The following is a 12,104-nucleotide window of genomic DNA, read 5'->3' as shown; positions in this document are numbered from 1 at the left end:
CAGGTAACGACCGGAGACGGTCGGTGGCAAACACGGGTTCACGCCGCCAGCGTGGCGAAACCAGCGGAACCCGACCGGCCCCGACACGCCCGCTGCGCTGCACGCGTCCTCAGTCCTTGCGCCGCCGGCGATAGCGGCCCAGAACCTGACCCGATCCTCACGCCAGGCCACCGTCGGCGCACCCGGCGACGGGATCTGACCTCGATACGCCCGAGCTCGTGCCTGCTTCGCGCCGATACCACTAACCATGCTTCCACCTCTCGATCGAGGTGTTGCAACCACCAGTTGAATCCGCCCAGTTTCGTGCCCGGAAGCTCGTGCGAACCCTGCACCGCTACGGGATGGTCGGATCAATGGGCCGCGTGGGCGCTGCAGGCGATAACGCCGCGATGGAATCGTTCTTCAGTCTGCTCCAAAAGAACTTTCTCAACCGGCGGTCCTGGGATACCCGCGAGCAACTCCGCATCGCCATCGTCACCTGGATCGAACGCACCTACCACCGACGACGACGCCAGAAACGACTCCACGGATTGACCCCCATCGAGTACGAAGCAATCATGAACACCGACGACGCCCTCGCGGCGTGACTACAAACCGTCACCTACCGGTGCAGCAGACCCGGCGAGCAGTGTGGGCGCTAGCTTGCCTAGCCGGCATCGGGAGGGAAAGCCAGAGTCGCGATTCGAACTCGAGCCCGCGCGGGCCCGGCAGACCTGGCGGGACGATGGTGCTCAACCGCTCGTGGCGGACTACCTTATCGATGCTGCGGATACCGCAAAGGCGGGCCGAAGACTGGACACGGGGCGCCACGGCTGACTGCAACAGCCGCAACAACTGAGAGACGCGGCGTCCTCCGCTCCATCTGCTGATCAAACGCCCGGATTTGTGCTGGCGATTGAGGGACTTGGTGAACCGGCAATTCTGTGCGGCCTACCGCTTGTCCGCCAAACGGGGGACAAAATGATGTGAAACTGCCAACCGGGCGTCCCAGCCGAGGGTGAGAACCAAAACTATAGTTGCTTTCCTCCCCAATCTCCCGGCAGATTGATAGGTTTGCTGCACATACCTGATCCAAAGGGGGGCGTCAGATGTCCAGAAAATCCAACGCGTGGATTGCGAGAGTTGTTGTCGGGGCGACGATCGCAACGGGGCTTTCCGTGGTAGCGCCAGCGGCGGCGAATGCACTAGAGGGATGCCCCGCAGGCTACTTGTGTACTTGGCGAGATGATTGGTTCTGGACGCAGTCGGGCCACGAAGCCGCCAAGTTCAGTATGTACATCCCAAATTACTCGGGTCATTTCTACGGTAACACGTCATTTGGTGCTTCGAACACGGCGACATCAATCTTGAATGCCGGGCGCTATGACACCGCCTTCATGTACGCAGGGATAAACAAGCGCGATCGACTATTCGAGATCCCTGTTGGCAACTCCAACGGCCTTCTCTTTGGCTACCAGAATGACAATATCGAGTCCGGCTATTTCGCCACCTATAACTAACGGGCAGATTGAGGTAAAGCCTTGAAGATCAAGAGCACCATTGCGGGGGGATTCGCCGCATTTGTCGTTTCGATCGGTATTGTTGGGCTAGGGGCAGTTCCCGCGTACGCGGGCATAAACGACTGCCCAAAGGGCTATCTTTGTATCTGGAAAGATGCTGCCTACATCACTGACGGCAAGGAAAAAGCCTATGTGAAGTTTCAGTACTACATCCCGGACTATGGCTCGTATAACTACGAGGGCACCAATATAGGCTCAACAAATACCGCAACTTCCATTTACAATAATGGGCGGTACGACACGGCCTACATGTATCAAAATACGTACAAGCGAGACCGCCTTTTTACGATCCCAGCGGGAAACGCCAACTGGTCACTGCTGGGATATCTCGGAGACAACATTGAGTCGGGCTACTACTCGACCTACAATTGACTGGAGTAGGCATGGTGAGTAGACGTGTAGCCATCGCAGGATCGGCGCTGAGTCTTGTATTGCTGTGCCTGACGGGTTGCTCGTCTGGTACGCCAAACAATATTCAGTTACCGCCGAAGAACGCTGAGATATGGTCGATGCCCCTGGATGAGTATACTGAGAATGTGTCATTCCTGCGCGACTATGCCGAGGCATTGCTTATCGAGCCGTGCATGGTGGAGAAGGGTTTCGTATATCAGGTTCCATGGCAACCCATAGATCGAGGATCGACCGATGGGTACGCCCCGGGCGGTCAAAGGCTATTCAACACCGATATCGCTTCAAAATACGGTTACCACCGTCCGGAGCGAGTATGGGAGAACAAGGAAGCGTGGCGACAGTTTGGGTCTGACCTCGACGCTGCTGCGGCGGCCACTGCGGGATATGACGATGCCCTCGTAGCTTGCAGAGAGGCGGCACGCAAAGAGGCCCCACTCGTCTCCGATGACGCAATGTATTACGCAGCGGACGCCATCAGCCAGAGTTACTCCGCGGCGATTTCCTCACCTGAATCAGCCGCGACTCTGGGGGACTGGCGAGAGTGCATGAACGACTCTGGAATGTTCGAGCTGACGGATAACCCCGAGGAGATGCCGACCCCGGATCGAGCAGAGCAATGGCAGATCAGTACGCCTGGGACGGTGGCGTCCACGGAGGAGATAGCACTGGCCACCGCCGACGCGAGTTGCGCGGCTTCGAGTGGTTGGACTTCGGCTCTTTACAACGCACAGTGGGCGTGGCAAGAAAGGTTTCTGAACGACAACCAGGCGAAGCTTCAGAGAATCGGCGAGGAGCTGGACGCAAACCGAAGCATGCTGGAGCGGATTGTCGTCGACAATGCACCGTCGCGCTAGCAGAATTCGACCTGTGTCCCAGGAGCCAACTCGCTTCGTTGTCTCGCAGGCGCGGAGATGGTCGCTCGTGCTCGCTCTGGTCCTGGTTATGGGCGTGGTCGCTGTCTGGTGTGTGGCCGCCGCTTTCACGTCCCCTCAGCAAATCGAAGCAGCTTCCACTCCGCCGGATCGTAGACCTGTCACAGCAGAGATCGGTCGAGGATCTCTTCAAGATACGCGCAACGTCAGTGGTAGCGTCCGCTATGCGGAGGAAACCAAGGCTGTTGTCTCCCCGATTCGCGATGCGGACCGATCGGTAGTTACTTCAGTTTCTGCCTCAGACGGCACACAAGTGACTTCCGGAGCGCTAGTTCTCTCAGTGAACGATTGCCCTGTTTTCTTTCTAGATTCACCATTCCCTATGTATCGGGACATGGGGCCAGAAGACATGGGTAGTGACGTTAAGGCGCTGCAGGAAAATTTGGTGGCGGTTGGTCTGCTTGGCGAAGCGGACGGCGTATTTGGGGCACAAACACAGCTCGCCGTTCAGAAACTCTTCGAACGCGCAAACGCAGTCGTTCCACAACGTTCTATCGCACAAACGCCCGAGGAAAAGTTGAACGGTGTTGATAATCTGTCCAGCAGCGCATCAACCTCGGCGACGTTTCAGACCGGACGGGCGACATCGCTTGAGACCTTTTTTCCAATGTCTTCCGCCATCACGGCAGCTTCTAACCGGGTGGTCGTGCGGTCGGTTCCGGAGGTGGGGACAATCATCGACGGAACCTCGTCTGTGAGCTTCGCCTCGTCGAACGTAGTCGTCGAAGCTCCGCTTTTCAGTGACGTCTCACCCGCCCTGGTCGACGGCGCCACCGTGGAGGTCACCAGCGCAGACGGGGAGAAGTTTTCTGGAGTTGCCAGGGTTCGTTATCCAGGTGTCTCCGACGACCCTCACGCAGCGGAGTCCGTTGGCGGGAGCCAGTCGGCCGCTACGTCTGCCTCGCAGGATAGTCCCGTCATCGTGGTTGTTGCAGATGGGGAGCACACTTTGGACGATACTCGGGTTGGGCAGGCTGCGGTCATCCGACTGGTGGTACAGACGCTCGCCTCGGATGCCCTTCTCGTTCCGAGGGTGGCTGTGGCCGAAGGGGAAAGTGGTTTGGGAACAGTTCTACTCCAGGTTGAAGATGGGAGTTTTGAAGTAACCCGTGTAAGGATACTTGCAGCGCTCGGCGGTCAGGTCGCGATCGAGTCGTTAGACCGGGAGGTCGCAGTGGGCGACAAGGTCGGCATCGAATGAGCCGGCCGATAATTCAGCTCAGAGGTGTGGAGCGAACCTATTTTGACGATGGCCTCGTCGTTCGGGCGCTCGGGGGCGTAGATCTAGATATTTACGATGGAGAATTTGTCGCTATCGTCGGTCCTTCTGGCGGCGGCAAGTCAACCCTATTGTCAATCATTGGACTATTGGACAATCCCTCCGTGGGTGAGTACTGGCTGAATGGCCGGGAGGTGAGTTCGCTCACCGATGTCCAAAGGACGTCACTCCGCGCCCAAATGTTCGGATTTATCTTTCAGTCTTTTCATCTTCTGGAGCGACGCCAGGTCAAAGATAGCGTCGACTTGGGGGTCATGTACCAAGGTCTCCCGGCGCGGTCGCGCGCCATTCGCTGTAGAGAGGCGCTGAATACAGTTGGACTGTCAGAACGCGGGTCCTCAGTAGCCTTGACTTTGTCTGGAGGTCAACGGCAGAGGGTGGCCGTGGCCCGCGCGCTCGCGACCCGGAACCCGATTATTCTGGCCGATGAGCCTACCGGGAACTTGGACTCTTCGACCGGCCGGAGCGTTATAGCTGAACTGCGAAGGATGCACAGCGCGGGTGCAACTCTCATTCTTGTCACACACTCCGATGAACTGGCTCGTCAGGCCGACCGGATAATTTGCATCTCGGACGGCGCTATCCAAGGTCATGCTGGCACCGAGGCCGCTATTCATCGAGAGTGGGACACGGAGACGGCAACGCCACCAAGAGTTCGTCTCCGTGACCAGTGCGCGGATGCGCTTCGTTCGCTCGCATCGAGGCCAGCAGAGACAATGGCGCTCATCACGGCGGTCGCCGTGGCAGTATCGGTGCTGGTCGTCACGCTAGGGCTGGCTACTTCCACTAAGGCACAGGTGTCCAGCGCCTTCGACGCGCAGGCCAATCGAGAAGTCTCGGCCACGTGGCAATCCCAAGGGGTGAATTTCTCGCCCGAAGAAGCGGTCGTGCGTGCTCAAGGGGTAGCAGGTGTAGAGTCCGTGGCGGCATTGTCCGATCGCGGGGAGGCGCTCGTCACCGTCACTGGGCAAGCTCGGGCGACAACCGTGCACGGTGTGGTGGGCGATGTTGTATCCGCGACGAGGAGCGAGGTCGTCTGGGCGGAAGGAACACATCACCGACTCGAAAGCGGCGAGGCGATGCTCGGTGAGTCGCTAGCTAGTCAGCTTGGGCTCTCTGGACTACGCACATCGCCGACGATAAGCATCTCGGGCAAGTTTTTTGGCGTCGTAGGGCTGGTCAGGTCATCTGATCGCTATCCCCGGCTGGCTGGTGAGGTTCTCTTGGCGGAAAGTGACGCGAGAATCGCCGGTCCAGGAGGGGAGGTTTCCTTAGCGATAACGACTCGCCCAGCATCGGCGCAACAGGTTGGGAGCCAGATCGCGGTCGCGGTTAACCCCTTCGCGCCGGACGGCCTCGCGGTGAGCGTCCCAGTGGACCCAATTGGTCTGAGGCAGGAGGTTGAGGGCGGCGTCCAGTCAGTACTTCAAGCGTTTACCGCGATCGCGGGTGCCATTGGCCTCGTCACTCTATCCGCCGCGATCGCCTCGTCCGTTAGAGGTCGACGGTCCGAGTTTGGACTTCGTAGAGCTGTCGGCGCCCAGACGGGCCAGCTCGCACGACTGGTAGGTCTCGAAGCGGCAACGGTCGGCATCCTTGGCGGTGTCGCTGGGCTACTTATCGGGATGATAGCGGTGTTGCTATTCACGATCGGTAATCGATGGGTTCCCGTATTTGACCCAGCAATGGCTCCCGTTGCTGTCCTAAGCGGGCTCGCGCTTGCGTTAATGAGTTCGGTGGCCGGCGCGCGCCGGGCGGCACGGGTCCAACCCTCTCTAGCGTTACGGCTTTGATCGTTCCCGGCGTGGAAAAGTACGGCTTGAATGCTGGCGGCCTGCACGCAGACCTTCTCGGAGGGCGGTGGACGCGTGCCGTGGACGCGTCGTATGATTGAGTGATACGCCTTGGGAGAAAGAAGTCGTCTTGCGGAGAGCGTCAGCATCTAATCAAATCCGTCGTATTCGCACCGCGGTCCTACTTGTAATCGGTGCCAGCCTTTTTTGGCTGACGAGTCTTGTTATTGGACAGCCTGCGGTTGAAGCGATTGCGTCAGGTCAACCGCTCTACGGTGGGCTCCTGATGCTGCTCTTCGTCCTCACAGATCTGGTTATTATAGCTGGTGGATCGAGCCTCATTGTTGGATTGCCCCGGATTCGAGTGTGGCGGCTCACTAAGCGGGAAAAGTCACCAGGCAAATGACCGTGCGCCTATCGAGGCGAGTACCGTTGCCACCCTCTAATTCCAATCCTCCAAATTGCGTACAAGTCGATTTCGAGAGCCTCTGACACTCTCAGTAAAGTGTCTATTGTCGGGTTAGCGTCACGTCCTGAGGGGGAAACGCCGCGTTCGAGACAACCGTACGCATGTGTCGATAATCCAGAAATCCGCGCGACTGAGTCCTGCGACAGTCCCTTTTCTTCTCTAGTCTCGCGAATGAAGATGCCAATAGAGGACGCTACTCGTTTGCGCCTCAGCGCATGCTCCCCCTCATCAACATTCATGGGATCACTCTGTCGTACCAAGCTGGGCATTAGATCGACGCGTTGCGGTCTTCCGATCCTGCATGCCCTCATCCTGCCCTGGGATCTCCCAGTAGTCCGGGATCATGGAGATCAGGTAACTGAGGTTCCGGGCGAAGTTCGGGTTGTTGTCGTTCTCGATCATGACGATCGCATCGTAGATCGCCTGCCGAATGACCGGGTTGAGTTCTGCCATCTGCGCGTCGGACAGGTGCTTTACGTGGAAGTCCTCCATCGCATTGCGCACCCGCATCGCGAGGATCATGGCGCGCTGTTGTTGCGGAGTGAGGGAGGAGAAAGAAGGAGCGTTCATCTGCTTCAAAGTATGCGAAACTATGTTCGATAAGTCAATGGAGCGAGGGCGAGAACCGCTCGACTTGGGTCACGGCCCTGTTGGCGCTGCGAAGAGGCGAGATTTGGTGCGTCCCGCGGAGTCCGGTTCGTGTGCACGTAGCTGGAACACGGTCGCTCCGACAAGTAAACCCGACGCTTCTGAAGGAGACTATCTCGGACTACTGTTGCAGACTCAGCGCCTCCGTTATCGCCGAGAGATACGGTATCCGCCGCCAGACGGCCGCGGCCCATCTAGTCGAGGGCGGCGTCACGCTCCGTCGCACCATCACCGACGTCGAACGCCAGCGGGCGAGGAAACTCTATGACTCTGGCGCCTAGATCAAGGGCATCGCCAACGCACTGGGTCGCAACCCAGCGACTACGAAGATGGTTCGCCCGAATCGAGGCACCGCTGGCCACGCGGACTTCACATCGTCTTAGCACCTGACCTTGAGTGGCGTACGAACTCATAGTGATGATGCTCTGCCCATGTTTCGGAACAGTCGCGAGAACGCTCCAGGACCCTGGGTTATTTCCACCTTATGGCTGTGCGAAGACATGCACCTCGACCTTGGCGACGTCATACTGGCTCACCCTGAGTGGTGTCGCCTGATCCGGGTGGAAGAGCGCCACGTTGATGCCGTCGCTGACGGAGCTCCGATAAACCACGCCATCAAATCCGCAGCTTTTGATGAACTCGCACAGATGTTGACTTGGAACATATTCGAACGGAGCACCTTGCGGTAGCACCGGTCGGGTCAGCTCCTCCCCGAGACGCTCGAGAAGTGGGAGGTCAGCGTGCATCTGTCCGACCTCGTCGTCGTTGAGCTCGAACGGAGAGATACGAGCACGAGGATCACGGAGATCGACTGACTTCATGGTGGGTACTGCAAAGTCCGCGACGCACGCGACATCACCGGTGTGGGGCCGCACTTCTGATACCGCTGTGGCGGGGGTCGACCCAAGGTACAAATAGGGAATCCCCGCGGGATTTGCTCGCCCATGCCCCGCCTTCTTCAACGGTGGAGCGCCCATCTTGTCGAGTGGGTACGGGTCATCGCTGATGATCCGAGCGCGGTGCCAGGTGGAGCTTAGCGTCGTCGGGTCAACGATGAGGTAGTTGAGGAGCTCACGAAGACGGTCATAATCGATGTTTTGCTTCAGAAACCACCGGTTACCGTGCATCATCTCGACACGCAGATCGTCCCAGTGCGCCAAGCTGGTGCCCTTGTCCTTCTCCGACGGAGCGTAAAGCTTCCTGACAACTTCACCGTCGTCAAGAATGTCCGCAAGCAACTCTTTGACGGCCGGGTCTTCGCGCATGACCGACCCGGTAAACAGCCTCCAATCACCCCGAAGCAACGCCGGGAGAGGCCGACCATTTGCGTCCGGTTCGTAAATCGAAAGCAAACCCTCGAACGACTCGCGAAGTACGGTGGGTTCGACCAATGTGGAGGTCTCGACGTGGCAGTACCCGCACTCACCCGTGAGTGGAGTGAGCTTGTCGGCGATGTGCCGGCGTAGAAAATCGTCGCTGAAACATTCAGCGCAACACAGACGTTCAGGCATCCGCACTACGGTGATAGGCCGCGAGCGTCTCGATATGGTGCCGCATCGATAGTTTTTTGATATACCCGAGCCCCGGGAAATGGCCTGCCTCGTGAAGCCGACGAAATTCCGCTACGGCAGATGTCTCGAGGAGCTTCGAGTCCGGACTGTCGAGCTTCGCGATCAGCTTGACGAGCGCCTCAGCAAATTTGTTTGCCGGGTCGGTAGGCGTGTCGTTCGAGTCGGACTTGAAGTGATACACGTACATTGCTTCATCGTTATCGGGGTCAATGTAGGTGAGGTGGATCGCCACGGCGTACGCAGGGCCACCACCTTCTGTGAACCGGTCACCGACCGTCAAGAAGTCCCCGTAGCCGTCCATGCCGAGATCCCGGAATGTGACATGCAGATCTGAGAAGAACTCGAAGGGCTCGTAATCAGCATTCTTCCTTTGCTCAAATCCGTCGCGGATGAGCACGCGGCCGCGGCCCTCAAAGTGCTTGCGGTAGAGCATACTCGCCTGGTCCTCGCTGAAGACATTTGTCGCCGCAATCGCATGATTGCGGAGAAACTCTCCGATATCACGCGCCGCCGTGAAACCAGAATGAACGATCACCGGGTTGTGGTCAGTATGGTCCGAGATGAGTGCGTTGGCCTCGTCGACGCTCGTGCTTGCAAGAAGGAGGATGCCGGCGGAGACCGCATCATTTCCGCCGTAGTTCTCGCCGAGGAACGAACTGATGATCGCCCCACCCTCTTTGTGGTCGCCATGACGCGGGTTCACAATGACGATGGCTCGGCCACCCGCCTGACTGATAGCCGCCAGTGCGCGCTCGAGACCGTTTAGCGATTCGCGGACCGGCTCAATTATGGGTACGAACGAAGCTTCGGCCAGCACCTCGGCGCTCTCGCGAAGGGCGAGGAGCTCGAACTGCTTTCCTCGAAAGTACGGGTGATACATGAGCTATCTCCAAGCGAGTGCGGCACCTATGGGCAAGCGCGTTGCGTCGTGGAGTCTCTGCTCAGACGCGTCATCCATCCTCAGTGTAAGCATGGCAGCCCGCAGTGACATTGGGATGGATTGGACGTAGGTCTCTGCGGATCTCTGAGAGCGAGTTACCTTTAGAGTGCTCACCATGAGATCGTGCACCGGCCCCGGTTCGAGGTCTGTGAACACATTCCGCAGCGCGGCGCGCATCTGGGTGTTCGGGACACGCGGAGGCTCGACACCGACTCCCCGCAGGATCTCGAATGCCTCGCTGACGCGAACGAAGTCGAGTATGGCCAGAGGGTCCGTGCGGGACGAGTCCGTTACTGCGCGGCGCTCCGTCTTGAGTGTAAATCGACTGGTGAGGATGAGCACGCCGATTCCGTCAGGGATCTGCCGGAGAACTTGCGCTACATGCGACGGGCTGGTGACGACGTTGACTGCGGCGAATACGCGGGCGTATGCGGACACCTGAGAACGCAACCGTGCGAGCGAGTCTCGTTCGGACTTGATTTCATACGCAGTCGATGTTCCATTGAAGACAACGACGTCCGCTTTCGATGATCCAACCCGCGCCTCCCCCAACATCGTTGCTGTGCGGAGGTTATGTCGACCGAGCAAAATCTTCTGTGCGATGGCCGTACGGTAGACGTACTCGTCGCGGTTCCCGAGCCTCCGAAGCTGGCCGAATGCACGGTCAAAAGCTTCCCCAACAGTTGCGTCGGAGTTCATGGCCGCAGCGACCCCGGACTGATCCAGGAGTCGAGCGAGCAGCCCGGACCGACCAGTTTTTCCGAGTTCGCGTACGACGGCAGAGGAGAAAAGCCGGCTCGACGCACTAAGCTCAGTCGTCGCCACACTCATCACCCTTCCGCTGACCGCCGACCATCACGGTCGACCGCGGGGCGAGTCTAGCCGAAGCAGTTTCCCGAGGCCCCAAGGCGCTAGGCGAGGCGTAAAGCCGCGCTGGATTTGGTCGCTGAGAGCCCCGCCCTGGGGTACCGGGTCCGGCCCACAGTCGCCCTAGAGGTGCCCGCACCGAACACTTGATTACTTCGCGCAGTCCCGGCAGCACCAATGAAGGAGGGGCGGCGGCCGTCAAATTGGCCACCGCCCTCGTCAAGGCTGGTTGCTCTTGTCCTCACGAGTGCGGACACGCTGGATCCGCACTTCCAGAGCTGGAGACATCTCCTGCAGGAGCGCCGCCCAGATGACCGTTTCGAGGTAGTCGTCTCGGTCGATCGGCTCCTCGTGCCAGCGGCTTCCACCCCGCTCTCGGGTCCGGACTCGATAGACACCCGGTTCGATCAGCCTTCTCCGGAATTCCTCCGGCGGGTCGGTGTTCTCGCCCTCGTCGTCGGTCAGCCCGACGACCGCGACGTCACCGACGAGGCGGGCGTCGCGGGCCTGTGGAACGTGGAATCGCCGCAGGAAAGTGGCGCGGCGGTTGAACGGTACGTCGCGGATGAGTCCTTCCTCGTTGACGTACATCGTGACGCCGAGGTCCGGGACGTCGACCGCTTCGATCCAGCCGCCCACGGCTTGCTGGTAGTCCTCGAGCGACTCCAACGCGGCGGCCCTGAGAGGCGCGGTGTTGCCTGCCGGGATGATGATGCCCTGCACCATGGTGGCGCTCCTCCTTTGTGCGTGCGACCGGGAACCGGGATGGTTCTCGTGGAATCGCAGAGCGCAAACGAGGTCGGGTAATCGGCGCGGGGGAGTGGGTGCGGGGCGGCCGGCGAGCGAGCGTCCCGATGGACGAAGCTCGAGCCGACCGCCCGTTCGGGTGGAGCCGTCAGGTCGCCTGGGGCTTCGGCGGCGTGCGCGGCGTCTTCGGCTCGGGACGTGAGTCGAAGATGGCGGCGATGGCGTCGCGTTTGCCTGCTGCCTCCCGTTCGATCTCGTCGCGAACATCCTTCGCGCGGCGTTGGATGGCTGGGTCGGCTTTGGTTTTGTCGATCCAGGATTCGATGGCGAGGCGGACTTCGTCGGTGACGGTCCGGTCATTGAGCTGGGCGATGATGTCCAGTTGGGTACGGGTGGACTCGTTGAGTCTGACCGCGAGGGGTTTGATCGGGCCGTAGCCGAGTCCGTGGGCGGACGCAGGTGAGGCGGGCGGGGTGGTGGCGTTGGACTCGCTCATGAGGGCGGGTCACCTCCTTGACGGGTGCGGCCGAGAACTCGGATGGTTCTCTACGAGACCGCAGTCTGGCAACGAGGGGTACGCATGGCTGCTCTTCTAGTGAAATACGCGCGCTCGTTAGCGGCAACCGTCCGATCGGTAACGATCCGAGACGCGGTCAACCAGGCGACCCTGAGATGTTGAACGAGAAACGCCCCCCATCCGCGTTCGCGGATGAGGGGCGACTCTCGTGCGCTATCTTCCCCAGTCCCTCATCAACGCGGCGAAGCGCGTGGAGTTGGTGTCGGGTCGGGCTGCGGATGACGACGCTGCGGTATCGAAAATGTTGATCCCCGAAAGGCGCTCGTTCGCCAGTGCCTCGAGATCAGTGAGGCTCCCGTCACGGAAGTACT

General features: G+C 59.6%; 12 protein-coding genes and 3 pseudogenes. 7 read left to right on the top strand and 8 right to left on the bottom strand.

Features of this window, described 5'->3' with window-relative positions; translation table 11 throughout:
• Window positions 1–249, bottom strand: a pseudogene (locus tag BW982_RS17140) (IS30 family transposase); the annotation flags it as partial.
• Window positions 250–293: 44 nt separating this feature from the next.
• Between BW982_RS17140 and BW982_RS17135 the strand changes: the two are divergent.
• From BW982_RS17135 to BW982_RS18565, 7 genes and pseudogenes are all read left to right on the top strand, one after another.
• Window positions 294–587, top strand: a pseudogene (locus tag BW982_RS17135) (IS3 family transposase); the annotation flags it as partial.
• A 501-nt stretch (window positions 588–1,088) separates the two neighbouring features.
• Window positions 1,089–1,499 (top strand): hypothetical protein, encoded by a 411-nt coding sequence (locus BW982_RS18035; protein WP_139327544.1) that lies wholly within the window; start codon window positions 1,089–1,091, stop codon window positions 1,497–1,499.
• Window positions 1,500–1,520: 21 nt separating this feature from the next.
• Window positions 1,521–1,931 (top strand): peptidase inhibitor family I36 protein, encoded by a 411-nt coding sequence (locus BW982_RS18030; protein ID WP_139327543.1) that lies wholly within the window; start codon window positions 1,521–1,523, stop codon window positions 1,929–1,931.
• 164 nt (window positions 1,932–2,095) lie between these two features.
• Entirely contained in the window at window positions 2,096–2,824 is a 729-nt protein-coding gene (locus BW982_RS18025; protein ID WP_139327542.1) for a hypothetical protein, read from the top strand.
• Window positions 2,825–2,891: 67 nt separating this feature from the next.
• Window positions 2,892–4,103, top strand: coding sequence for a peptidoglycan-binding domain-containing protein (locus BW982_RS17125; protein WP_175611145.1), 1,212 nt, complete (start codon window positions 2,892–2,894; stop codon window positions 4,101–4,103).
• Window positions 4,100–4,606 (top strand): annotated as a pseudogene (locus tag BW982_RS18725) (ABC transporter ATP-binding protein); the annotation flags it as partial. The gene BW982_RS17125 and the pseudogene BW982_RS18725, both read left to right, overlap by 4 nt.
• 291 nt (window positions 4,607–4,897) lie before the next feature.
• Window positions 4,898–5,974 (top strand): ABC transporter permease, encoded by a 1,077-nt coding sequence (locus tag BW982_RS18565; RefSeq protein ID WP_254845643.1) that lies wholly within the window; start codon window positions 4,898–4,900, stop codon window positions 5,972–5,974.
• 414 nt (window positions 5,975–6,388) lie between these two features.
• On the opposite strand, the gene BW982_RS18720 is transcribed toward BW982_RS18565, so the two are convergent.
• The 7 genes from BW982_RS18720 to BW982_RS18370 all read right to left on the bottom strand — a co-directional run bounded on the left by BW982_RS18720 (window position 6,389) and on the right by BW982_RS18370 (window position 11,712).
• Entirely contained in the window at window positions 6,389–6,682 is a 294-nt protein-coding gene (locus tag BW982_RS18720; protein WP_076495418.1) for a helix-turn-helix domain-containing protein, read from the bottom strand.
• A 4-nt stretch (window positions 6,683–6,686) separates the two neighbouring features.
• Window positions 6,687–7,013: a hypothetical protein gene (locus BW982_RS18020; protein WP_076495417.1), complete on the bottom strand. Its 327-nt coding sequence runs from the start codon at window positions 7,011–7,013 to the stop codon at window positions 6,687–6,689.
• Window positions 7,014–7,573: 560 nt separating this feature from the next.
• Window positions 7,574–8,602 carry an RES family NAD+ phosphorylase gene (locus BW982_RS17105; RefSeq protein WP_076495415.1) on the bottom strand — a complete coding sequence of 343 codons (1,029 nt, stop codon included), beginning with the start codon at window positions 8,600–8,602 and terminating at the stop codon, window positions 7,574–7,576.
• Window positions 8,595–9,542, bottom strand: coding sequence for a sce7725 family protein (locus BW982_RS17100; RefSeq protein WP_076495414.1), 948 nt, complete (start codon window positions 9,540–9,542; stop codon window positions 8,595–8,597). The genes BW982_RS17105 and BW982_RS17100 overlap by 8 nt, the downstream gene beginning before the upstream one ends.
• Before the next feature lie 3 nt (window positions 9,543–9,545).
• Window positions 9,546–10,427, bottom strand: coding sequence for a sce7726 family protein (locus tag BW982_RS18015; protein WP_175611144.1), 882 nt, complete (start codon window positions 10,425–10,427; stop codon window positions 9,546–9,548).
• Between the two features lie 261 nt (window positions 10,428–10,688).
• Window positions 10,689–11,195: a DUF3846 domain-containing protein gene (locus BW982_RS18375; protein ID WP_076495410.1), complete on the bottom strand. Its 507-nt coding sequence runs from the start codon at window positions 11,193–11,195 to the stop codon at window positions 10,689–10,691.
• 169 nt (window positions 11,196–11,364) lie between these two features.
• Window positions 11,365–11,712 carry a hypothetical protein gene (locus BW982_RS18370; RefSeq protein ID WP_175611143.1) on the bottom strand — a complete coding sequence of 116 codons (348 nt, stop codon included), beginning with the start codon at window positions 11,710–11,712 and terminating at the stop codon, window positions 11,365–11,367.
• Window positions 11,713–12,104: the final 392 nt, after the last annotated feature.

This window comes from Microbacterium sp. RURRCA19A (assembly GCF_900156455.1).
Classification (GTDB): domain Bacteria; phylum Actinomycetota; class Actinomycetes; order Actinomycetales; family Microbacteriaceae; genus Microbacterium.
Note: the sequence above shows the minus strand (reverse complement) of the source record. Positions and strands in the feature narration are given on the sequence as shown.